The organism is Micropepsis pineolensis (assembly GCF_055392125.1).
The window spans coordinates 484,927-507,426 of the sequence record NZ_AP042408.1 but is presented as its reverse complement, the minus strand read 5'-3'; the positions used below and the strand labels follow the sequence as shown (position 1 = coordinate 507,426).

At 58.6% G+C, this 22,500-nt stretch carries 25 protein-coding genes; 10 read left to right on the top strand and 15 right to left on the bottom strand.

The window, feature by feature from the left end; all coding sequences use genetic code 11:
* Positions 1 to 28: 28 nt before the first annotated feature.
* Entirely contained in the window at positions 29 to 1,120 is a 1,092-nt protein-coding gene (hisC, locus tag ACZ5RI_RS02355; protein ID WP_464515534.1) for a histidinol-phosphate transaminase, read from the bottom strand.
* Between the two features lie 231 nt (positions 1,121 to 1,351).
* On the opposite strand from hisC, the gene metX reads away from it, so the two are divergent.
* Both metX and metW read left to right on the top strand, forming a co-directional pair.
* The gene (metX, locus tag ACZ5RI_RS02350) at positions 1,352 to 2,518 is read left to right on the top strand and encodes a homoserine O-acetyltransferase MetX (protein WP_464514502.1); all 1,167 of its coding nucleotides are present in this window, start codon (positions 1,352 to 1,354) and stop codon (positions 2,516 to 2,518) included.
* A complete protein-coding gene (gene metW / locus ACZ5RI_RS02345; RefSeq protein WP_464514501.1) occupies positions 2,515 to 3,132 on the top strand; it encodes a methionine biosynthesis protein MetW in 618 nt (205 codons plus the stop codon). The genes metX and metW overlap by 4 nt, the downstream gene beginning before the upstream one ends.
* Positions 3,133 to 3,176: 44 nt before the next feature.
* Here the strand turns inward: metW and ACZ5RI_RS02340 are convergent, their stop codons facing one another.
* From ACZ5RI_RS02340 to ACZ5RI_RS02330, 3 genes are all read right to left on the bottom strand, one after another.
* Positions 3,177 to 3,443: a hypothetical protein gene (locus tag ACZ5RI_RS02340; RefSeq protein ID WP_464514500.1), complete on the bottom strand. Its 267-nt coding sequence runs from the start codon at positions 3,441 to 3,443 to the stop codon at positions 3,177 to 3,179.
* Positions 3,444 to 3,722: 279 nt separating this feature from the next.
* A complete protein-coding gene (locus tag ACZ5RI_RS02335) occupies positions 3,723 to 4,433 on the bottom strand; it encodes a class I SAM-dependent methyltransferase (protein WP_464514499.1) in 711 nt (236 codons plus the stop codon).
* Positions 4,434 to 4,493: 60 nt separating this feature from the next.
* Positions 4,494 to 5,072 (bottom strand): hypothetical protein, encoded by a 579-nt coding sequence (locus ACZ5RI_RS02330; RefSeq protein ID WP_464514498.1) that lies wholly within the window; start codon positions 5,070 to 5,072, stop codon positions 4,494 to 4,496.
* Positions 5,073 to 5,260: 188 nt separating this feature from the next.
* Between ACZ5RI_RS02330 and ACZ5RI_RS02325 the strand changes: the two genes are divergently transcribed.
* A complete protein-coding gene (locus tag ACZ5RI_RS02325; RefSeq protein WP_464514497.1) occupies positions 5,261 to 6,775 on the top strand; it encodes a YifB family Mg chelatase-like AAA ATPase in 1,515 nt (504 codons plus the stop codon).
* Between the two features lie 2 nt (positions 6,776 to 6,777).
* Here the strand turns inward: ACZ5RI_RS02325 and pstB are convergent, their stop codons facing one another.
* Genes pstB through pstC form a run of 3 tightly spaced genes read right to left on the bottom strand, consistent with a single transcriptional unit; the run spans position 6,778 to position 9,378 of the window.
* A complete protein-coding gene (gene pstB / locus ACZ5RI_RS02320; RefSeq protein WP_464514496.1) occupies positions 6,778 to 7,563 on the bottom strand; it encodes a phosphate ABC transporter ATP-binding protein PstB in 786 nt (261 codons plus the stop codon).
* Positions 7,564 to 7,567: 4 nt separating this feature from the next.
* Entirely contained in the window at positions 7,568 to 8,410 is an 843-nt protein-coding gene (pstA, locus tag ACZ5RI_RS02315) for a phosphate ABC transporter permease PstA (RefSeq protein ID WP_464515533.1), read from the bottom strand.
* Complete coding sequence (pstC, locus tag ACZ5RI_RS02310) at positions 8,410 to 9,378, bottom strand: phosphate ABC transporter permease subunit PstC (protein WP_464515532.1); 969 nt, start codon at positions 9,376 to 9,378, stop codon at positions 8,410 to 8,412. Before pstC ends, pstA begins: the two co-directional genes overlap by 1 nt.
* Before the next feature lie 413 nt (positions 9,379 to 9,791).
* Here pstC and ACZ5RI_RS02305 point away from each other — a divergent pair, with 413 nt between their 5' ends.
* Positions 9,792 to 11,132 carry an AmpG family muropeptide MFS transporter gene (locus ACZ5RI_RS02305; RefSeq protein WP_464514495.1) on the top strand — a complete coding sequence of 447 codons (1,341 nt, stop codon included), beginning with the start codon at positions 9,792 to 9,794 and terminating at the stop codon, positions 11,130 to 11,132.
* A gap of 123 nt (positions 11,133 to 11,255) precedes the next feature.
* Entirely contained in the window at positions 11,256 to 12,113 is an 858-nt protein-coding gene (locus ACZ5RI_RS02300; RefSeq protein ID WP_464514494.1) for a GNAT family N-acetyltransferase, read from the top strand.
* 72 nt (positions 12,114 to 12,185) lie between these two features.
* Here the strand turns inward: ACZ5RI_RS02300 and gshB are convergent, their stop codons facing one another.
* The 3 genes from gshB to rsmI are packed head-to-tail and all read right to left on the bottom strand — an operon-like array spanning position 12,186 to position 14,492.
* Positions 12,186 to 13,124, bottom strand: coding sequence for a glutathione synthase (gshB, locus tag ACZ5RI_RS02295; RefSeq protein WP_464514493.1), 939 nt, complete (start codon positions 13,122 to 13,124; stop codon positions 12,186 to 12,188).
* Between the two features lie 20 nt (positions 13,125 to 13,144).
* On the bottom strand, positions 13,145 to 13,531 hold the full coding sequence (locus ACZ5RI_RS02290; protein WP_464514492.1) for a YraN family protein: 387 nt from the start codon (positions 13,529 to 13,531) through the stop codon (positions 13,145 to 13,147).
* A complete protein-coding gene (rsmI, locus tag ACZ5RI_RS02285; protein WP_464514491.1) occupies positions 13,515 to 14,492 on the bottom strand; it encodes a 16S rRNA (cytidine(1402)-2'-O)-methyltransferase in 978 nt (325 codons plus the stop codon). Before rsmI ends, ACZ5RI_RS02290 begins: the two co-directional genes overlap by 17 nt.
* On the opposite strand from rsmI, the gene ACZ5RI_RS02280 reads away from it, so the two are divergent.
* Positions 14,477 to 15,715, top strand: a complete 1,239-nt coding sequence (locus ACZ5RI_RS02280; RefSeq protein ID WP_464514490.1) for a penicillin-binding protein activator — start codon at positions 14,477 to 14,479, stop codon at positions 15,713 to 15,715. The two genes, rsmI and ACZ5RI_RS02280, sit on opposite strands and share 16 nt — an antisense overlap.
* On the opposite strand, the gene hemW is transcribed toward ACZ5RI_RS02280, so the two are convergent.
* From hemW to rph, 3 genes are read right to left on the bottom strand one after another with little or no spacing between them, the layout of a single operon-like run.
* On the bottom strand, positions 15,712 to 16,854 hold the full coding sequence (gene hemW, locus ACZ5RI_RS02275; protein WP_464514489.1) for a radical SAM family heme chaperone HemW: 1,143 nt from the start codon (positions 16,852 to 16,854) through the stop codon (positions 15,712 to 15,714). The genes ACZ5RI_RS02280 and hemW overlap by 4 nt on opposite strands.
* Positions 16,851 to 17,447: an RdgB/HAM1 family non-canonical purine NTP pyrophosphatase gene (gene rdgB, locus ACZ5RI_RS02270; RefSeq protein ID WP_464514488.1), complete on the bottom strand. Its 597-nt coding sequence runs from the start codon at positions 17,445 to 17,447 to the stop codon at positions 16,851 to 16,853. The genes hemW and rdgB overlap by 4 nt, the downstream gene beginning before the upstream one ends.
* Positions 17,444 to 18,157 carry a ribonuclease PH gene (gene rph, locus ACZ5RI_RS02265; RefSeq protein ID WP_464514487.1) on the bottom strand — a complete coding sequence of 238 codons (714 nt, stop codon included), beginning with the start codon at positions 18,155 to 18,157 and terminating at the stop codon, positions 17,444 to 17,446. Before rph ends, rdgB begins: the two co-directional genes overlap by 4 nt.
* A gap of 117 nt (positions 18,158 to 18,274) precedes the next feature.
* On the opposite strand from rph, the gene hrcA reads away from it, so the two are divergent.
* From hrcA to dapB, 3 genes are read left to right on the top strand one after another with little or no spacing between them, the layout of a single operon-like run.
* On the top strand, positions 18,275 to 19,339 hold the full coding sequence (hrcA, locus tag ACZ5RI_RS02260; protein WP_464514486.1) for a heat-inducible transcriptional repressor HrcA: 1,065 nt from the start codon (positions 18,275 to 18,277) through the stop codon (positions 19,337 to 19,339).
* 25 nt (positions 19,340 to 19,364) lie between these two features.
* Entirely contained in the window at positions 19,365 to 19,949 is a 585-nt protein-coding gene (gene grpE, locus ACZ5RI_RS02255; protein ID WP_464514485.1) for a nucleotide exchange factor GrpE, read from the top strand.
* A 12-nt stretch (positions 19,950 to 19,961) separates the two neighbouring features.
* Positions 19,962 to 20,759 (top strand): 4-hydroxy-tetrahydrodipicolinate reductase, encoded by a 798-nt coding sequence (dapB, locus tag ACZ5RI_RS02250; RefSeq protein WP_464514484.1) that lies wholly within the window; start codon positions 19,962 to 19,964, stop codon positions 20,757 to 20,759.
* Here dapB and ACZ5RI_RS02245 read toward each other — a convergent pair whose 3' ends face one another.
* Positions 20,760 to 21,254 carry a methylated-DNA--[protein]-cysteine S-methyltransferase gene (locus ACZ5RI_RS02245; RefSeq protein WP_464514483.1) on the bottom strand — a complete coding sequence of 165 codons (495 nt, stop codon included), beginning with the start codon at positions 21,252 to 21,254 and terminating at the stop codon, positions 20,760 to 20,762.
* A 57-nt stretch (positions 21,255 to 21,311) separates the two neighbouring features.
* Between ACZ5RI_RS02245 and nth the strand changes: the two genes are divergently transcribed.
* Complete coding sequence (nth, locus tag ACZ5RI_RS02240; protein ID WP_464514482.1) at positions 21,312 to 21,956, top strand: endonuclease III; 645 nt, start codon at positions 21,312 to 21,314, stop codon at positions 21,954 to 21,956.
* A 20-nt stretch (positions 21,957 to 21,976) separates the two neighbouring features.
* Here the strand turns inward: nth and ACZ5RI_RS02235 are convergent, their stop codons facing one another.
* Positions 21,977 to 22,348 (bottom strand): hypothetical protein, encoded by a 372-nt coding sequence (locus ACZ5RI_RS02235; RefSeq protein WP_464514481.1) that lies wholly within the window; start codon positions 22,346 to 22,348, stop codon positions 21,977 to 21,979.
* Between the last annotated feature and the right edge of the window lie 152 nt (positions 22,349 to 22,500).

Sequence of the window (22,500 nt, the reverse complement as noted above, 5' to 3'; positions counted from 1 at the left end):
AAACCTTTTATTCTATACTGTTATGACGTCACGCTGCCATGAAGGCGGTCAGCGCGTCTACCACTTTACGGCAGGCATCGGCCGGGCCGACGGTAAGCCGCAGGCAATCCGGCAGGCCATAACTGGTGACCGCGCGCAGGATCAGCCCGTGCTGGCCTAAATACGCATCGGCATCGGCGGCGGTTTTGCCCGCAGTGGCGGGAAAATGGATCAGCAGGAAGTTGGCCACGCTGTCGTCGACCTTCAGACCAATCCCCCGCAGCTCGGTCAGCAGATAGTCACGCCAGATTTCGTTATGCTCGACCGAGGCGGCGACATGCGCCCGGTCCCGTATCGCGGCGGCACCAGCGATCTGCGCCGGGATCGAGACATTGAACGGGGCGCGGATGCGGCCCAGTGCATCGGCGATGGTGGCGGGCAGATAGGACCAGCCGATACGAAGCCCAGCCAGCGCATAGACCTTGGAAAAAGTCCGCGTCATCGCGACATTGGCAAATTCGCTGACCATCTCGATCCCCGCCTCGTAATCATTGCGGCGGACAAACTCGGCATAGGCGGCATCCAGCACCAAAATAACATGGCCCGGCAGCCCGGCATGCAGGCGCTTGACCTCGCTCACCGGCAAATAGGTGCCGGTGGGATTGTTCGGGTTGGCCAGAAACACCAGCTTGGTCCGCGGCGTTACCGCCGCCAGCATGGCGTCGACATCGGCCCCGAAATTTTTGGCCGGGGCGAAAACCGGCCTGGCACCATTGGCGAGGGTATAAATCTCGTAGACGCTGAAAGCATACTGGCTGATCACCACCTCGTCGCCATGGGAAAGATAGGCGGCGCACAGCATGGCAATCAGCTCGTCCGAGCCATTGCCGCAGACAATGCGGTCCGGGTTCAGGCCATAAACCTCGGCAATCGCCTCGCGCAGGATGCGGGCGCTGCCCTCAGGGTAAATGTCTATCCGGCCCGCGGCGGCGGCAAAGGCTGCCAGCGCTGCCTTGCTCGGCCCCAGCGCGGATTCATTCGAAGACAGTTTGATCGGATGCGCCACGCCCGCCACCGAAGCCTTGCCACCGACATAGGGGGCAATCTCCAGCACCCCTGGACGCGGAACCGGACCCGACAGCATTTCGCGCGACATAAACCTCTCCACATTGATATAATATTACGCGGTAACAGACAAAAAATACCCGGCGCGGCCCGTTTGTAACAGACCGTTTCCAAGTGTGGCATTAGATAAATCCGCCAGCCTGTAAAAAGCAAAGGAAACCGGTATAGATTGACTTGGCTTGGGGCTGGTCTTAGCAAATTCGCCCCAGCCTGAAATGGAGCACTGACCATAGGAATGAACGAGGCGATGGCGCAGCCGACTTTTTTGCGGCCGGTAACAAGGCCGGATGCCGATATCGGCAAAGCTGTGCGGTTCGGCGCGGATGAACCGCTGGCCCTGGACTGTGGGCGCAGCTTGGCACCCTGGACCCTGGCTTATATGACCTATGGCACGCTGAACGCGGATAAAACCAACGCGGTGCTGATCTGCCATGCCCTGACCGGCGATCAGTTCGTTGCCAGCCCCCACCCCATCACCGGCAAGCCGGGCTGGTGGGAAGTCATGGTCGGCCCCGGCAAACCGATTGATACCGACCGCTATTTTGTCATCTGCACCAACGTCTTAGGTGGCTGCATGGGATCAAGCGGCCCGTCCGACACTAACCCGGCCACGGGGCGGCCCTATGGCCTCGACTTTCCGCTGATCACCGTGCGCGACATGGTGCGGGCCCAGTCCATGCTGATGGACAAGCTGGGTATCGAAAAGCTGCTGTCGGTGGTTGGCGGCTCGATGGGCGGTATGCAGGCGCTGCAATGGGCAGCAAGCTACCCTGACCGCGTTGCCTCGGTCATGCCGCTGGCCTGCGCGGCGCGCCAGTCGGCCCAGAATATCGCCCTGCAGGAAGTTGGCCGTCAGGCCATCATGGCCGATCCCTATTGGTATGGCGGGGCCTATAAGCTGTATGGCACCCAGCCCTCTAAAGGGCTGACAGTGGCGCGCATGGCTGCCCACATCACCTATCTGTCGGAACCGGCGCTGCAACGCAAATTCGGCCGCCGCCTGCAAAAACCCGATGGAATTTCTTTCGCCTTTGAGCCGGACTTTCAGGTGGAATCCTATCTGCATCATCAGGGCTCGGCCTTCGTCGACCGCTTTGATGCCAATTCCTATTTGTATATCACCCGCGCGGTGGATTATTTTGATCTGGCCGCTGATTATGACGGCGTGCTGGCCGAAGCCTTTCGCGGCATCAAAGCCCGCGTCTGTATTATTTCCTTCTCAAGCGACTGGCTCTATCCGCCGGCCGAAAACAAACGCATTGCCCACGCCCTCAATGCCGCTGCTGCACAGGTGAGCTATGTCGAAATTGAAACCGACAAGGGGCATGATGCGTTCCTGCTTGACGAACCCTTGATGTTCGACGCAGTGCGCGGGTTCTTAAGTTCGGTTGCAGCGGGGGCAAATGTGCAATGAGTGACATCTTACGGCCGGATCTGGCTGCCATTGCCGCCATGATCCCGGACAAGGCTCGTGTGCTCGACATCGGTTGCGGCGATGGCATGCTGCTCGAATATCTGGTGCAGGACAAAAAGGTTGATGGTCGTGGGTTAGAACTGATCCAGCAGAACGTCAACGCCTGCGTGGCGCGCGGGCTGGCCGTCATTCAGGGCGATGCCGATACCGATCTGATCGATTATCCCTCGGGCGTGTTCGACTTTGTCATTTTAAGCCAGACGATTCAGGCCACTCATAACCCCAGAACCGTGTTGGAGCATTTGCTACGCATCGGCAGCCATGTAGCGATTTCATTGCCCAATTTCGGCCATTGGCGCGTGCGGCTGGATATTCTGTGGCGCGGGCGTATGCCGCAGACCCGGCTGTTGCACCATCACTGGTACGACACGCCGAATATTCACTTGTGTACGATTGCTGACTTTGTGGATTTGGTCGGTGTGGTCGGTGCGGAAGTTGAAAAAGCCTATGCTGTTGATAGCAAGGGGCGGGCCCATGCCATGCGCGCCGAAAGCTGGGGCCCAAATCTGTTCGACGAAGGGGCGGTCTTCCTGCTGCATAAAAAAAGCAGCTGAGGCCATGGGGTAACCTCAGCCGCTTTTTTCACGCAAACCTGGGCTTAGTTCTTGCCAAGCAGGTTGAGTGCCTTCGAATACAGTGCGACACCGCGATCATACTGGCTGGTGGCGCAGAAGCTGCGGGCATTACGGACCAGATCTTTGGCTTGATCCGTGCTGTCGCCGGGCTGTGCCGTATCCATGGCAGTGGACGCTTGCTTGGCCATATGCACACAATCAGAAAGTTTCGCATCACCGGCGCTGGCAGAAACAGCAAAACCAAAACCAGCAATCAGGACCGTGGCGATTGTGACGGTTTTAAGAGACATAGTGTGTTCCTCCATTCATGTGCCGCGAGGGATTTCGCTTCAGCGGCGTTCTTTTGTTTGATGCAGAGGTAGGCAGTTTCAGATGCAAAGGAAACCCCCATCCGCGCATGTCTATTGTGGGAATGGGGTAGACCCAGACGCTACCAGTTAAAAAACGCATTTTACTACAACATGTTATTGCCTGACAGAGCCATGCAGACCGCTAACGCATAGGAGATATGCGCGCACTATAAGGCTATAACACTATTGAAAAAATCACATAGCTCCTAGCAGCAGAGCTCACGCATGAACCAATTGGGCATGGCTTTTTTGCGCTTCCGGTAAAGGGGTTACGCCGTACAAGGACTTTTTTGCCGCAGCAATATGAACCCCGCCCAGACTTGGAAAAAAATGTGTTCCCACTTTTTCCCACAATGTGGAAGCAAATACCGGATTCCCCCTAGATTGGGGCGGCATATAGAGCGCACGACGCCAAGACAACGGCTCGAACAGCGTGTCGCGTAGCAACATCGAGAGCTCTGATTTGCGGTATGGCCTGCCGCAGGCAAAGGGCGATACGTCCATCATAGCCCACAGGCTGACACGATTTGGGACGACGAGAAACAAACGCCCCTCCGGGGTCAGCACACGCCAGATCTGACGTAGTAATGTCCGGGCGCTTTCCGCTCCCTCCAGCCCATGAATCAGGATCACACGGTCAAAGCTGGCTTCGCCAAAAGGCAAGCTGCTTTCTTCGCCCGACGCGGTATGCGCGCACGCTGGCGCAGCAGGGTCCGGCCCCAGCGCCTTGGGCACCACGACGACCATATGACCAGCGCAATCGCCTAGCGTGGAAACATAGGGTGCTGTAAACCCAAAGCCGAGGCATGCGGCATGCGGATCACGATCTTCGCAAAGCAAGGCGCTGAGGTGGTCTGACAGAATATGCCGAACCATATCGCCCTGCGGTGTGGCATAAAAATCTGCTAACGCTCGGGCGTGTAACAACATGGCTGTTTGCCCCACTTAGAATTGATCGAACGCCAAAACATACCGCAGTTTTTTGTCAGATTATTTTTTCGCCGTGACATCCCCGGCAAGCTGTGCCACCGCCCGATCGAAAATGGCATTGACGAATTCGTTCTTGGTTTCCAGATCGCGCGGGTCGGCATACTCGACCGTCACCTGCACGGCCCAGCTACCAACCGCCGCCACGGCGAGCAGTACACGATACCGCATAGCCTCGATCCGGGCCGCATCGTAGGTGCGTGTATAAACAGCAAGATTTTTCCCCGGACCGAGTTGATAGACACCTTCGGCCGACATACGGCTGCCCGCGCCTTCCTGCAAAACAATATCTGGCGTTATCAATGCCTTAGGGTCGAAATTGGAGGGTAGCGGTGATAATACGACGCTGCCATAGACCCCATCGCGCGCCGAATAGGCACAATAATCTGCGTGGCGCGCTGTATCGCGCACCCCGACCGCATCACGGTCGTAATGGCCGATTTGGGCCGGGCAGATAAAGCCCGAAACGACATGACGCTTGGCGCCACCACTGGCATCCTCAAACACATCATCAATGGCGAAGGCAGGTGTCATTGTGCAAAAGCAGAACGCCAATGCCGTCAGAAGATAGCTCTGTTTCAACGGATATCCCCCGCGCCCTGGCAAATGGTCATCGGCAATCACCAACCAGACGCATTGCTTAAGTTTAGCCAATTTCTGCAAGGCGGTGTACTGCAAAAAAACCAACTGCACCAAACACACTTAAACAATGGCCTCCGTATCATTTCTGCGCTAGGTTGAGAAAAGTATCCTGTGAATTCATTCCTCTGATGCCCATAGCCCACATTTACACAGTTGCTTTTCAGGGCATTGACGCCCGCAACGTCGATGTGCAGGTCCATATCGCCGATGGCGGTGGTGGCCAGTTCACCATTGTCGGGCTGGCTGACAAGGCGGTGGCCGAAAGCCGCGAGCGGGTTCGCGCCGCATTGGCCGCGGTGGGGCTGGCACTACCCTGGCAACGGGTGACGGTGAACCTGGCCCCGGCCGATCTGCCCAAAGAAGGCAGCCATTACGACCTGCCGATTGCGCTGGGGCTTCTGGCCGCCATGGGGGTGCTGCCGGCATCCGAAATGGCCGAATACACCGCACTGGGTGAATTATCCCTCGACGGTCAGATCACCGCCGTAGCCGGGGTACTGCCCGCCGCGCTGGCAGCATCGGCGGCAGGTCGCGGGATCATCTGCCCGGCAGCGTGCGGCCCCGAAGCGGCCTGGATCGGCGAGATCGACATCATTGCCGCCCCTTCACTGATTGGGCTGGTCAACCACATCAAGGGCGTGCAGGTACTGGCGCGGCCAGAAACCCGCTTGGCCGAGGAAACCTTCACCATCGCCGACCTCAAGGATGTCAAGGGGCAGGAAACCGCCAAGCGCGCACTCGAGATTGCCGCCGCCGGTGGACACAACATGCTGATGGTTGGCCCACCCGGCTCAGGCAAGTCGATGATGGCTCAACGTCTACCCGGCCTGCTGCCACCGTTGGATGCCCGCGAAGCACTCGAAATCTCGATGATCCAGTCATTAGCGGGGGAACTGCCTGACGGAGCGATTTCACGCCGCCGTCCGTTTCGTAGCCCGCACCACTCGGCCTCAATGGCGGCATTGGTTGGAGGTGGCCTGAAGGTCAAACCGGGCGAAGTCAGTCTGGCCCATCTTGGCGTGCTGTTTCTTGATGAGTTGCCGGAATTCCAGCGGGCAGTCCTCGACTCCTTACGCCAGCCGATGGAAACCGGCGAGGCCATGGTAGCCCGCGCTAATGCCCATGTGCGCTACCCTGCCCGCTTCCAGCTGGTGGCGGCGATGAATCCCTGCCGCTGTGGTTATCTTAATGATCCGGCGCAAGCCTGTGGGCGGGCACCAAAATGCGCCATCGACTATCAGTCCCGGCTGTCCGGTCCGCTGATCGACCGCATCGATATTCATGTCGAAGTCGATGGGGTGTCCGCCGCCGACCTGACCCTACCGCCACCGGCCGAGGGCAGTGCCGAGGTCGCCGCACGGGTTGCCGCCGCACGCTCGGTACAGCGCGCCCGGTTTGAGGGGCTGGCTGTGCGCACCAATGCCGAAGCCGAGGGGGAGCTGCTCACCCGTATCGCCACCCCCGACGGGGCCGGAACCGCACTTCTGACCGAGGCGGCGGACAAAATGCGCCTGACTGCCCGGGGATATCACCGGGTGCTGAAAGTAGCCCGCACCATTGCCGACCTTGCCGGTTCAGAGGCGATCAGAAAGCCCCACATTGCCGAAGCGCTGTCCTTCCGCCGCGTGGTCCATACGCGATAGGCTCAGCCAAACCGCCCGGTAATATACTGCTCGGTCTGCTTGTTAGTCGGGGCAGTGAAGACCTTTTCGGTGTCACCAAACTCGATCAGCTCTCCCAGATACATGAAGGCGGTATAGTCCGAGGTACGGCTGGCCTGCTGCATGTTATGGGTGACGATGGCGATGGTATAGTCGTGCACCAGTTCGTCAATCAGCTCTTCGATCTTAGCGGTAGAAATCGGGTCCAGCGCCGAGCACGGCTCGTCCAGCAAGATCACTTCCGGCCGCGTCGCCACCGTGCGGGCAATACACAGACGCTGCTGCTGACCACCCGACAGGCTGAGACCAGATTCACGCAGCTTGTCCTTAACCTCACCCCAGATTGCGGCACGCTTCAGGGCATCTTCGACCCGTCCGTCCAGCTCGGAACGCGGCAGCTTTTCGAACAGCTGAATACCGAACGCGATATTGTCATAGATGGTCATCGGAAACGGTGTCGGCTTTTGAAACACCATGCCGATCCGCGAACGCAGCAGGTTGATGTCTTGCTTGGCCTCGAGAATATTTTCGCCGTCGAGCAGCACTTCGCCTTCGGCACGCTGCTTAGGGTACATTTCATAGATGCGGTTCAGCACGCGCAGCAGCGTGGACTTGCCGCAACCCGACGGGCCGATAAACGCCGTCACCTTACGCCGGTGGATCGGCATCGAGATGGCCTTAAGCGCCTTGGTTTGCCCGTAATAAAAGGACAGGTTCCTGATCTCGACCTTGACCTTCTCAGCGACCTTTTCCATGACCGGGGCATCCATAAACTTAACTCCGCTTCTTCGATTCGAGTATGCGCGCCGTAACCGACAGGGCCAGTACGGCGACCGTAATAAGCAGTGCACCGGACCAGGCCAGCTTGTGCCAATCTTCATAGGGGCTCATGGCGAACTGGAAGATGACAACCGGCAGGTTTGCCATCGGCTTCGTCACATCCGAGCTCCAGAACTGGTTGTTGAGTGCGGTGAACAGCAATGGCGCGGTTTCACCAGAGATACGCGCCACCGCCAGCAACACGCCGGTGACGATACCTGCCCGCGCCGCCCGCCAGGTGACGGCTTTAATGTAAAGACTGCGCGGCGCACCAAGCGCGGCTGCCGCTTCACGTAAAGAATTGGGCACCAGCAGCAGCATGTTCTCCGTGGTGCGCACCACCACCGGAATAACGATCACCATCAGCGATGCCGCACCCGCCAGCGCCGAGAAGCTGTGCATGTTGACCACGATGATTTCGTAGATGAACAGACCGGTCACAATCGACGGTGCGCTGAGCAAAATGTCGTTTATGAAGCGCACATAGAAAGACAGCTTTTCGAACCGGCCATATTCGGCCAGATAGGTGCCGGCCAGAATACCGACCGGCGTGCCCACGACCACGGCCAGACCGCTCATCACCAGCGAGCCGAAAATCGCGTTGAGCAAACCACCATCCGATCCCGGTGCCGGGGTCATTTCGGTGAAGACTTTGGACGAGAAACCCGCAATGCCATTGACGAGCAGCGATTCCAGGATCAGCCCGAGCCACATCAGACCGAACGCCGCGGCGCAGACCGAGAGGCAGAGAAAGATTGCATTACCGCGTTTACGACGGTGATAGAGCTTGAGATCCATCATGGTGCAACACCCCCGGCGCGCTTCTCTAGCGCCCTGAGCATCAGCTGAGCCGCCGCCAGAACGATAAAGGTGATAAAGAACAGGATCAGGCCCATCTCGATCAGCGAGGAAGAATATAGCTCGCCCACAGCCTCGGAAAATTCATTGGCAATCGAGGCAGAAATCGTCGTGCCCGGCGCAAATAGCGAAGCATGGATGCGGTGGGCATTACCGATGACGAAGGTAACCGCCATGGTCTCGCCCAGGGCACGGCCGAGCGCCAGCATGGCACCGCCTACCACGCCGGTGCGGGCAAAAGGCAGTACCACGCGCCAGACCACTTCCGATGTGGTGCAGCCCAGGGCATAGGCCGCCTCCTTCAGGGTGGACGGCACGGTTTCAAACACGTCCCGGGTCACCGACGCGATGAAGGGTAAAATCATGATCGACAGGATCAGCGCAGCAGTGAACATGCCGATGCCATAGGGCGGGCCTTCGAAGAGCTGTTGCAGCACCGGAACATTCTCGAACAGGCTGATCAGTTTGGGCTGCAGGGTTTCCTGAAAGAATGGCGCAAAGATAAACAGGCCCCAGATGCCGTAGATGATCGAAGGAATACCGGCCAAAAGCTCAATGGCGATGCCAATGGGGCGCCGCATCCTGCGCGGGCAAATTTCGGTCAGAAAGATCGCGATACCGATGCCAATCGGCACCGCAACCAGCATGGCAATCAGCGAGGAAACCAACGTGCCGTAGATAGGCGCCAGCGCACCATAGGTATCGGTGACCGGGTTCCAGACCTGGGTCGACAGGAAATCAAACCCAAACGCCTTGATGGCGGGCCACGCCCCCATGGTGAGGGAGGCCATCACCCCGGCAAAAATGCACAGCACCGCAATGGCGGCGATCAGCGTCATGCCGTGGAATTGCAGGTCTCTAGTTCCGCCACGATGAACGGCCAACGCCTTGATCTCGTGGGGCTTCATATCGCTGCTGGTAATATCGGTCACTATAAACCTGTCTCGTCCAACGCCCGCATCCTACCATACTATTCTGCCCCAGGCCGGGGCGTGTGCCAGTGTCCGGGTGGATGCATCCCCGGACTGCGGCCAAGCGGCCATTTCCTGAAATGACCGCACAAAAGCGCTGGCCTCTATCGACCGGCTTTTCGTGCAACGTCCAACACAGTTCTGCAAAGTTTTTGTGACAACCAGATCGGATTTTGCAGATAGTTCATATAAGTTACTGATTTTAAATAATAATATTCTGTTGAGACGATGCCATACGAACCGCGGCCAAAGGCCCCGTGGCGGTCCGCTGTGAAGGATTTCGTGCAAGCTGTCACAATCCGGTATAAGCGGCATGTGTCCCATTTAGCCCCCGGATGATGACCCCAACCATGACCAACCTGCGCCCAGCTCCCGCCGCCCCAGCCGCTAAGACCGGACTTGCCGCCTATCTGCAGCCCCGGGTTCTGGTGATGCTGGTTCTGGGCTTTTCCTCTGGTCTGCCCTTTCTCATGGTCGGCAACACCTTTGGCTATTGGCTGCGCGAGGAAGGCACCTCGCTGACTGCCATCGGGCTGATTTCCGGGGTTGGGCTGGCCTATTCGTTAAAATTCCTCTGGGCTCCAATCATCGATCGGGTCCGCGCCCCGTTGCTCGGCCGGCTCGGTCGCCGCCGCGGCTGGATGGCGCTGAGCCAGATACTTATTGCGCTAGGCCTTGTTGCGATGGCGACGGTGGGCCTGACATATGGCAACACAATCCTTGGCTTATGTGCGCTGGTAGTGGCCTTTGCCTCGGCCACCCAGGACATTGTGATTGACGCCTGGCGTATTGAGAATGCCACCAGCGAAGGCGAGCAGGGCCTGCTGACCTCGGCGGCCAGCTTTGGCTACCGCGTCGCACTGCTGGCCACCGACGCGCTTATTCTGATCGTGGCGGACCAGATCGGCTGGCGCGGGGCCTATGTCCTGTATGGCGCGCTGATGGCGATTGGGCTGATCGCCACCTTTTGCGCGACGGAATCCATCAGCGCTAATTCGGCTCTGATCGGAAAAAAGGCCCTGTGGACGCTGCGTGGCTTAGGCGATGCGATTGCCGGGCCTTTCATTGCTTTTTTTAAAACTCATGGCTGGCTGGCGCTGCTGATGCTGTCGGCGATCGCGCTTTACCGCTTACCCGACTTTTTTATGGGGCCAATGTGTAACCCCTATTACCATGACCTTGGCCTGTCCAAAACGCTGGTGGGCGAAGTGCGGGCAAGCATCGGCCTGATTGCATCTTTTCTGGGGATTGCCGCGGGCGGTTTTGCCGCGCTAAAGCTGGGAAATATGCGGGCACTGGTTATCGGCGGTATTTTACAGGGCTTTTCCATCGCCTCGTTCTCGCTGATGGCCTATTGGGGGCCAAGCCTGCCGTTATTCACCGCCATTATGACCGCCGATGGCTTTGCCATCAGTTTTGCCGGTGTAGTGCTGGTATCTTACATGTCGTCGCTGACCAGCCTGGGCTATACCGCCACGCAATATGCGCTTTTGGCCTCGGCCTATACGGTGGCGGGCAAATCGCTTAAAACCCTTTCCGGGCTTATGGTCGATACGTTAAAAACCAGCCATGGGCTGATGGACGCCTATGGCATTTTCTTTCTTTGCGCAGGGTTAATCGGATTGCCGGCGATTTTCCTGTTTATGCTTCTGTCACATAAACTCCATCACCGGGCGATACAAAACACCTAGGCATCGCCTCTCAGTTCTTACGATTTGTTTTCATTGCGATCCTGGGCTAAAATAGTTTCAGGTTGGCGCGAGAGCACATCGTACCCAACCCAGGGATGACGCCAACAAAAAGAGCGCTTCGATATGGTCAATATTTATGAACCCGGGCCTTTGGAAGGCCGCCTGACACATTGGCCGGTACTTGCCGCGTCCGGTGCGCTGGAAGTGCGTCTGGCCGAAACCGATGCGGAAGTGGAAGCGGCGCAACGTCTGCGCTATCGCGTTTTCTATGATGAAATGTCCGCCCTGCCCACGCCGCAGCAGCGCGAAGCCCAACGCGACTTCGACCGCTTCGACGATGTCTGCGATCATCTTCTGGTGGTAGACCGTGACCGCATTGAAGATGATGGCCAACCCGCCGTGGTCGGTTGTTACCGGCTGTTGCGCGATGTCGATGCCAAACGCGTCGGCGGTTTCTATACCTCGTCAGAATATGATCTGAAGCCGATGCTGGCTGGCCTGCCCACAGGAACCAAGCTGCTTGAGCTGGGTCGTTCCTGCGTGCTGAAAGAATATCGCAGCCGCCCCTCGACGATGCAGCTGTTATGGCGCGGCGTGATGACCTATGTCGCCCGCTTCTCGATTGATCTGATGTTTGGCTGCGCGTCCTTCTCCGGCTCAACGCCGGAAGAATTCGCCCTGCCGCTGTCCTATCTCTATCACTATCATCTGGCGCCGCCGGAAATCCGCGTGCATGCCCAGCCCGACCATTATCACGACATGAATTTGATGGCGAAAGACGCCATTGATACCAAAGAAGCCGTGCGCCATCTGCCGCCGCTGTTAAAGGGTTATGTCCGCGCGGGGGCCTTGATTGGTGACGGTGCGGTGGTCGATAAACAATTCCATTCGGTCGACGTCTTCATCTATTTCCCGGTTTCGACCATGGATGCGCGCTATCGCAGCCGCTTCCAAATGAAGTCGGAACAGGCCAAACAATAATAGCCTGACCATACCAAAACGCCCGCGGCAGATATTCTGCGGCGGGCGTTTTCTTTTGTTTTTTATGGAGAGTTACAACCTTCGCTCGATCCCATCCCAGATCATTTTGGCCGCATCGATGCCGCAAAGCGCCTTGGCTTCCCAGATCCCAGTGGGCGAGGTGATATTGATCTCGGTGAGATAGTCGCCGATGACATCGATCCCGGCGAAAACCAGTCCACGCTTTTTCAGCTCTGGCCCGATGCGTTCGCAGATCTCATGATCGCGCGCGGTCAAGGCACATTTTTCGGCATGACCACCAATATGCAGATTGGAGCGCGCTTCACCCGGGGCCGAAACCCTGAGGAAATAGCCAGCAATCTCACCATCGGCCAGGATGATACGCTTATCACCTGTAGTGACCGCCGGAATATAGCGCTGCACCACCAGTGGCTCGCGGGAAAGCGCCGCAAAGGTTTCGAGCAACGACGAGAAATTACCGTCATCCGGTTTAACACGGAACACCCCGGCCCCGCCGTTACCGTAGAGCGGCTTGACGATGATATCCCCATATTCGGCACGGAAGGCGCGGATCTGATCACGATCGGCGGTGATTAGCGTCGGCGTCATCAACCCATCAAACCCGGTGACAAACAGCTTTTCGGGGCAGCCACGCACTTCGGCCGGATTATTGCTGACCAAAACTTTTGGGGTCAGTTTTTCTAACAAATGCGTGGTGGTGATGTAGGTCATGTCAAAGGGGGGATCCTGACGCAGCAGGATCACATCGGCATCAGACAAATCGTAATCAAAAGCCTCGCCCAGACGGAAAAAATCTGCCGGATCGGGCTTTAGTTCCAGCGGGCGGACACATGCCCCCACTTTACCGTCCCGAAAATACAGCGCCTCGGGCGGGTAATAGAGCAGCTTGGCCCCGCGCGATGCCGCCTCAAGCCCAAGGGCATAGGAAGAATCGGTACGCGGATTGATTTTATCGACGGGATCCATCTGCAGGGCGACGGTTATGGCCATAGTGCAATCAGTCCTTTCACTCACGCATCATCGGGGCGCCAAGCATCACGGAAATGGCATGGGAGACGGCCGGGGACAACGCTTATCACATCAAAGCGCGCAGGCCCCACCGCACGTTTCTGGTGTAAAAATATTTCCGCCGCACTGGCAATACGGGCCCGCTGATTGCGGCTGACCGCGGCGATGGCCCCCACCTGGTCGGGGCGGTTCTTGACCTCAATAAAACACCACACGCCCGGTAGGGAACGGGCAATGATGTCGACCTCCCCCGCCAGCGTGCGCTGGCGCCGTGCATAGATGCGATAGCCCTTGAAACGCAGCAGCCAGACCGCCTTGGCCTCGGCCCAGCGGCCCTGACGTTCGGCGGCAGCCCCGCGCGCCGCCCGTGTTTTATAGCGTTTGCCCATCTTTCAGTTTTTGTCCCCGCTCATAGATATCGCGTTTGGAGCCACCCAATGTTTCGGCCAGAAATTCGGAAGCAACTTTCAGCGGCATAAAAGGGATCAACCTGGCCAGTGCAGCATCGATTTTGCCATAATCCGGGCCTTCCGCCAGAGGCGGGCCGACAACGATGGAAATTTCACCCCGGGGCGCTTCTGCAAAATCCACTGCCAGTTCGCTCAGGGTTCCACGGCGGACTTCCTCGTGCATTTTGGTTAATTCCCGGCCCACCGCCGCCGGGCGGTTACCTAGCACATCTGCCATTGCGGCGAGGCTTTCGGCCAGACGGCCGGGGGATTCGTAAAAAATCAGACTGGCACGCAGGGTTTTCAGCTCTTCCAGCACGGTTTTGCGCTCACCCGCTTTGGAGGGCAGAAAACCGGCAAAAACAAACCGGTCAGACGGCTGGCCCGATAGGGTGAGCGCGGTAAGCGAGGCCGAAGCCCCCGGAATACATTCCACCGCCACGCCTTCGGCCAACGCTTCGCGCACCAGTTTGAAACCGGGGTCTGACACCAACGGCATCCCGGCATCACTGACCTGTGCCACCCGCGCGCCGCCCTTCACTTTTTCGAGAAGCCGGGCGCGGTCTTTGGGGCTGGAATGGTCGTTATAGGGCAGCAAGGGCTTACGGATGTCATAAATTGCCAGAAGCTTGGCGGTAACCCGGGTATCCTCGGCCGCGATGAGATCCACGGATTTCAGCACATCCAATGCGCGTAACGTGATATCACGGGCGTGTCCGATCGGGGTGGCGACGATGTAAAGCGCGGGTGGCAACAACGGCAACGCAGTTTCCTCATCCTCGACGCTTTCACCGTCCGATGGTTTACCCTGCGCGGCTGAACCGGTAGATTTACCGTCAGATTTATCACTGGTGGCGGCTTTTGCCGTCCGTCCGGGAGCCTGCCATGCCTTACGCGCCATCGTCGTCTTTCCGCTTTATGCCCCGCCTTTGTGCCACTGTCGGCGCACTGGCGATAGCTCTGTTAGGCGGATGTAGCACAACGGCCTCGGTCCCGTCCGGCTATGAGGATGATCCACCTGCCCCGCACCAGCTTTCGGCCGATCAGCCCAGCTTCCTGCGCCTGCCCAACCTTCCCGCCGGCCAGACACCGCTGCGGGTTGGTGTGATCCTGCCCTTTTCGGATAGCAGCCCGGCGACCCGCACACTGGCCGCCGGCATGATGAAGGCGGCCCAGCTAGCCCTGTTCGATGCCGGGCAGAAAAACATTGTGCTAATGAGCGCCGATGAAAGCACCGGTTCCGCCAAGGCGGCGGAAAAGCTGCTCGATCAGGGGGCCGAAATCATGATCGGGCCGCTGTTTGCCACCTCGGTAAAAACTGTGGCGCCGCTGACCCGCGACCGTGGCGTACCGCTGATCTCCTTTTCGACCGACCGTTCAGTGGCTGGTAAGGGCGTCTATCTTTTAAGCTTTCAGCCTCAAACCGAGGTCGAGCGGGTGGTTGCCTATGCCGCCGCCAAGGGTAAACGCCGCTTTGCCGCGCTGATCCCCGAAACCCCCTATGGCGCGGTGGTAGAGCAAAGCTTCCGCACCACAGTCGCAGCCAAAGGTGGCCATGTCGTCGCGCTGGAGCATTACAGCCCCAGTGCCGGGGCGGTCAGCGAGCCATCGGCTGTGGTGGCCAAAAGCGGGGCCGATGCCATTTTTATTCCGCAGGGTGGTTCGCTGTTACGGGCGATGATCCCGGTGCTGGCCTATAACGGTGTTGATAAAACCAAGGTGCGCTATCTCGGCACCGGGGTGTGGGATGATCGCAGCAACATCAAGGAAAATCTTCTGGCCGGTGGCTGGTTCGCTGCACCGCAGCCCAATGCCGATGATGCTTTTGTCGCTCGCTACAGGAAAGTTTACGGCCACAGCGCCCCGACACTGGCCCCGCTGGCTTATGATGCAATCTCGCTGGTGGTGCTGTTATCGCACGGCAAGCCCTATCGCCGTTTCACCAAACACAGCCTGACCGATCCCAATGGCTTTGCCGGTGCAGGCGGAATCTTCCGGTTTCGCCCCGATGGCAGCATCGAGCGCGGGTTGGCCGTGCTGGCGGTGGGACCGAATGGCTTTAGCGTGGTCAACCCGGCCCCGACCACCTTCGAAAGCGCTGACAGCGCTAAGGCTGGCAGTTAATCCGCCAGTTCTTCGATGATGCGGTTGAGCAGAAGCTGTCCCTGCGCGGTGGCTTTGAGCCGCCCCAGCTCCGTCGTGACCAGCCCCAGCTCGCTAAGCTGGGCGATCTTCTTTTCCGGCGGCAAAAAGCCCCAGCGCGTGTGATAGGCTTCCAGATTAAGCCCTTCGGCGAGGCGTAAATTCATCAGGAGATGCTCACGCGCGGCATCTTCGGGCGGGACTTCGGCGATGGTAGCAAAGCCATGCCCCTTCTGGGTGACCTTTTCATACCAGCGTTCGGGCAACCGCTCGCCTGCGGTGGCATAACGCCCGCCATAAATATCAAGCCGACCATGGGCCCCCGGCCCCACCCCGGCATATTGGCCATACTGCCAATAGATCAGGTTATGGCGACATTGGGCACCCGGCCGGGCGTGATTGGACACTTCATAGCCCGGCAGCCCTGCCTTCGTGGTCATTTCCTGTGTCGCCTCGAACAGGGCGACCGATATTTCGTCCGGTGGCATAGTCAGCTTGCCGCGTTTGACCATGGTGGCAAAGGGGGTAATCGGCTCGATAGTGAGCTGATAAAGCGAAAGATGCTCACAGCCGAAACTGAGCGCCTCGTTAAGTTCGGTGCGCCAGTCGGCAAGCGTTTGCTCCGGCAAGGTATAGATCAGATCAAACGACACCCGTGGGAACGTCGCCAGCGCCATTTTCAGTGCCGCCTTGGCCTCGTCCACATCATGCAGGCGGCCAAGGAATTTCAGCGACGCATCGCGCAGCGACTGCACCCCAAGCGACAACCGGTTAACGCCTGCGGTCGCATAATCGGCGAAACGGGCGGATTCGGCACTGGCCGGGTTGGCCTCGATAGTGATTTCGATGTCGGTCGCCAGCGTCCACAGCTTGGCCGCCTCGTCGATAATGCGGGCAGCGGATGCCCCCGTCATCAGCGACGGGGTGCCCCCGCCGAAGAATATGGTTTCAAGCTGCGGGCGGTTTTCGCCCTGCAGCGTGGCCACCAGGTTCATTTCCTGCACAATACCGGCCAGCCATGCCGCCTCGCCCAGACTGACGCGGACATGCGAGTTGAAATCGCAGTAGGGGCATTTTTTGGCGCAGAAAGGCCAATGAACATAGAGGCCGAAACCGCTCATCCCAGCACCATATCGGCAAACCGGGCGAACGCACGGGCACGGTGACTGATGGCGTGTTTCTGTGCCGGATCGATTTCGCCAAAGGTCTGATCCATGCCCTCGGCAACAAAAATCGGATCATAGCCGAAGCCATTGGTGCCACGCGGCGGGAAGCAGAGCGTGCCGTGAATTTCACCGATATAGGTTTCCACCGCCCCATCAGGGACAGCCAGCGCCAGCGCACAGACGAATTTCGCCGAACGATCTGATGTGCCCGCCGCGGTCAGCTCGCGCTCGATCCGGGCCATGGCACCATAAAAATCCTTATGGTCGGCCCAGCGTGCGGAATAGATCCCCGGCGCACCACCAAGGCCCGTCACGCACAGGCCGGAATCGTCGGCCAGCGCAAAGCGGCCACAGGCATCCGCCGCCGCGCGCGCCTTGAGGATGGCGTTAGCTTCAAAGCTATCCCCGGGTTCCTCAGGCTCGGGCAAACCAAGCTCGGCCGCCCCCCGCACGATCAGACCGCGCGGGGCGAGAAGTTCGGCAATCTCGGCCACCTTGCCCTTGTTATGGCTGGCAATGACCAGCTCGGTGCCGGGGATCAGTTTCATCCGATGGCGGCCTTCTGCAAGGTAACCAGTTCGGTAATGCCCTGGCGGGCCAGACGTAGCAGCTGGGTGAATTCTTCGTCGGTAAACGGTGCACCCTCGGCGGTGCCCTGAATTTCGACCAGACCACCAGCCCCGGTCATGACGAAATTGGCATCCGTACCGGCGGTGGAATCTTCAGAATAATCAAGATCGAGCATCGGCTCGCCCTTGATGATGCCGCAGGAAATCGCTGCAACATGATCTTTCAGCACCGGCTTGGTGAGCATGCCGGTCTTGGTCATAAACTGAATGCACTGGGCCAGCGCGACATAGCCACCGGTGATCGACGCGGTACGGGTGCCGCCATCGGCCTGCAACACGTCACAGTCGATGGTAATCTGCTTTTCACCCAGTGCGGCCAAATCGGTCACGGCGCGCAACGAGCGGCCGATCAGACGCTGTATTTCCTGGGTACGGCCCGATTGCTTGCCCGAGGCAGCCTCGCGCCGCATGCGCGACCCGGTCGAACGGGGCAGCATACCATATTCCGCCGTCACCCATCCCTTGCCCGAACCGCGTAAGAAACCCGGCACGCTTTCTTCCAGACTGGCGGTACACAGCACATGGGTGTCGCCAAACTTGACCAGGCAGGAGCCTTCGGCATGTTTGGAAAATCCCGGCGTGAGGGTGACGGTGCGCATCTGATCGGAGGCGCGGGATGAAGAACGCATTGGCTTTCCCTTGAAGTTTTATATGAGCGCCTTTACCTAGCTGTTCAGAGAAAACTTGTCCAAAGTTAAAGTCGCGCGAAAAAGCATTAACCAGTTCAATGATCTGAGCTCGATGCCTTGAATAATACCCTGTCGCACCACAAAACCGAAGGTTTAGTGGATCGCCAACGCGAGGACTTCCGCTCTTTAGTGGAAGAATTCTTGTCCTCTGGCGACCCGGTGGGTTCGCGCACCCTGTCACAGATTTTGCCGGTTTCACTTTCCCCGGCCTCGATCCGCAATGTTATGGCTGATCTGGAGGCGATGGGGCTGCTTTATGCCCCCCACACCAGTGCTGGTCGGGTGCCGACCGAGCGCGGCCTACGGCTGTTTATCGATGGTATGCTGGAAATCGGTGATCTGGCGGCGGAAGAGCGCAGTGTCATCGAGACCCGCATCGCCGGAACCGGGCGGGCGATGGAAGATGTGCTGACCCAAGCCACGACCATGCTGTCGGGCTTGTCGCGCTGTGCCGGGCTGGTGGTGGCGGCCAAGCAGGAAAGTGTGCTGAAGCATGTGGAATTCGTCGGGGTATCACCTGGTAAGGCGCTGGTCATTCTGGTTACCGAAGACGGTCGGGTGGAAAACCGCCTGATCGAAACCGCACTTGGCCTGCCCGCATCGGCGCTGACCGAGGCGACAAATTACTTAAATGCCCGCCTGCGCGGTCACAGTCTGGACAGCGCCCGTAAAGATCTGTTCGAGGATCTTGAAACCGAAAAAAGCGAGCTGGATCAACTGACAGCCAAAGTCGTGGCCGAAGGTCTGGCCACCCTGTCCGATCCGGCCCAAGGCGAAGACAAGGTTTTGATCGTGCGCGGGGCGTCGCATCTGCTCGACAGCCTCGAGGCGCAAAGCGATCTGGAACGGGTACGCACCCTGTTCGAGGAGATCGAACGCAAGAACGAACTGATCCGCCTGTTGGAGCTGGCCAAGGATGGCGACGGCGTGCGCATTTTCATCGGTTCGGAAAATCGTCTGTTCGGCATGTCTGGTTCTTCGATTGTCGCAGCCCCATATACCAACACACAGGGTAAGGTGGTTGGCGTGGTCGGCGTGCTGGGTCCGACCCGGCTGAATTATGCCCGTATCATTCCCATGGTCGACCACACCGCCAAGGTTATTGGCCGGCTGTTGGGCTAAACTGTTTTGTTTTAAGGAAAGTAGCATGGAAAATAACGCTGAAGAGTCTGCCAACACCGAAACCGCGGCCACGTCGGTCGCCGATCCGGCGCCGGAAGCGGCAAACCCGGCCAGCGAGTTTGATGCGCTGAAGACCGAAAATGCCGATCTGAAGGACCGGCTGCTACGTGCCATGGCCGAAGCGGAAAACATCCGCCGCCGCGCCGAACGCGACACCAAGGACGCTTCGCAATATGCCGTGGCCCATTTTGCCCGCGAAATGCTGGCGGTGGCCGACAATTTCACCCGTGCGCTGTCAGCCTGTGATCCACTGCCGGAAGAAATCGACCCAAAAATTAAGGGTGTGTTCGAGGGCATCGTGGCGACCGAGCGTCAGCTTTTGTCGACGCTAGAGCGCTTTGGCGTTAAAGCCATCGACACCGCAGACGGCAAATTCGACCCCCATTTGCATCAGGCTATTGCCGAGGTTCCCGGTTCGGGCAAGCCCAAGGGATCCATTGTCAATGTGGTGCAGAGCGGCTTTACCATCGGCGAGCGCCTGCTGCGCCCGGCCATGGTGACGGTGGCGGCAGACAACCCGGCCCCGGCAGCAGAAGAACCAAAAGCATAAAGGCAAACAACAATGAGCGATGTGCGCGTAGTGGTGGCCGGTGCGGCGGGACGTATGGGCCTTGCCCTGGTCCGGGCGATCCACGAGACGGATGGGGCGGTTCTGACCGGTGCGGTCGAATTTCCCGGCCATAGCGCCATCGGTCAGGATATTGGTGTTCTGGCGGGCCTGCCGCCGCTCGGTCTGGCGCTGGCCGCCGAAGCCAATCTGACAAAGGCTGATGTGGTGATTGATTTCACCCGTCCGGCGGTATCGCTCAACTTGGCGGAAAAATGCGCCGCCGCAGGTGTGGCGCAGATTGTCGGCACGACCGGATTCAGTGCCGAAGAAGAAAGCAAACTGCAAGCCGCCGCGCAAAAGATCGCCATCGTCAAATCAGGCAATATGAGCCTTGGCATCTGCCTGCTGTCGGCGCTGGTCAAACAGGCCGCCAAACTGCTACCCGATTTCGACATCGAAATTGTCGAGATGCACCATAACCAGAAGGCCGATGCGCCGTCTGGCACAGCCCTTATGCTGGGTAAGGCCGCCGCTGACGGGCGCAACGTCGATCTGGCGGAAAAGTCGGTCCGTGGCCGCGATGGCATTACAGGCCCCCGCAAAGCTGGTGATATTGGTTTTGCGTCGCTTCGCGGCGGCACCGTGGTGGGCGACCATCAGGTGATTTTCGCCGGGCAGAAAGAACGGCTGGTGCTGTCGCATATCGCCGAAGACCGAACGATTTTCGCTGGTGGTGCAGTCAAAGCCGCACTGTGGGCGGTGGGTAAAAAACCCGGCTATTATGCCATCGCAGACGTGCTGGGGCTGTAATCAGCCCTGCTCTGCTGCCAGCAGCGCCCGTTTCAGGTCTAATCCCCAGTGATACCCGGTGAGGGCGCCGGATTTGGCAACGACACGGTGGCAGGGCACGACATAGGCAATCGGGTTCTGCCCCACCGCCGTGCCCACCCAGCGCGCCGCGCCGGGGCGACCCAGCCCGTCCGCCAGCGCGCCATAGCTGGTGGTCTTTCCGGGGCGGATTTTTAACAGCGCCTGCCAAACCGCAATCTGCCCATCGCTACCGATCAGGTGTAACGGCCATTTTTTACCCGCGAAAACATCACCAATAATTTTCTGGGCCAGATCATCGTCACGTGAAAACGCCACCGGCCAGCGTTTGCGATAATCGGCCAGAAGAGCCGCCTTCTTCACGCCGAAACCAAGACCGCACAGCCCTGCATCACTGAACAGCGCAATTGCCGGACCAAAGGGCGATATAGCAAAGCCGTAAAACACGGTGTCCGGGGGCAGATGCGAAATTTTCATGGCAGCCCTCACTTGTGTGTAGATTAATTTAGAGAGATTCTACACTGCCTCATCCGGATGACCAGCATGTTTAGCAAGAAAGACGTCGAAAGCTTCTTTACCGCCCTGAAAAAGGCCAATCCCCACCCTAAGGGCGAGCTAAACCACACCAACGCCTATACTTTACTGGTGGCGGTGGTGCTGTCAGCGCAAGCCACCGACAAAAGCGTCAACAAGGCCACCGAAGCCCTGTTCAAAACCGTCGACAGTCCCCAAAAAATGCTGGCATTAGGCGAGGCCAAACTGGTCGAGCATATCAAAACCATTGGCCTTTATCGTGGTAAGGCCAAAAATGTCATCGCCCTGTCCGAGCTACTAATCGCCCGCCATGGCGGTAAGGTACCGGAGAGCCGCGAGGCGCTGGAAGACCTGCCCGGGGTGGGCCGCAAAACGGCCAATGTCGTTCTGAACATCGCCTTTGGTCACAAGACGCTGGCGGTGGATACCCATGTCTTCCGGCTGTCCAACCGCACCGGGCTTGCCCCAGGCAAGGATGTGCGCGAGGTCGAAGATCGTCTGATGGCCATAGTGCCGGACACGTATCTGCAGGATGCCCATCACTGGCTAATCCTGCACGGGCGCTATGTCTGTACCGCCCGCGCCCCCAAATGCGATGTGTGTGTGGTGCGGCCGCTGTGCCAGTTCAAAGAAAAGCGGGTCTAGAGAAACGAGGCACGTGTGCTCTAGCCTGCCTTGACCCGTAGCTGTAGTGCGTTGAAGCAATTGCGCTCGATATGGCCGGGGCGGCTCGATGGTACACTTTCCATTTGCTTGATCGCCAGTGTCGCATCCTGACCTTGTTGCCGCGGATAGAGAAAGAAGAAGATGCGGCACAGACCAGCATCATAGCGCCACATCTGGCTGCCAGTTTCCAGACGGACGAAATCCGGCTTGCCGTAGATTTCCTGCAGCTCGGTCCCGGTGAACTGGATCAGCGGCTTACGGTGACCATTAACCGGTGGCGGGATCGGAATGAAGCTCTCCTCGGCCCGCTGCCGCGGGGCGCAGGCCGATACCGCCACGCATAATCCCAAAACGAACAGAGTTTTACGCATCCCCACCACCATCTTAGCGGTGCCTTTACCGGTCATCGCGTTTACTGGTTACACATAAGTGATAGCCTATTTCGGCAAGCGCTCCACGGAAATGTGTGCCGCAGTTTATGATTTGAAACTGCAGATCGTAAAAGGTTAAAAATCGCTGTTCC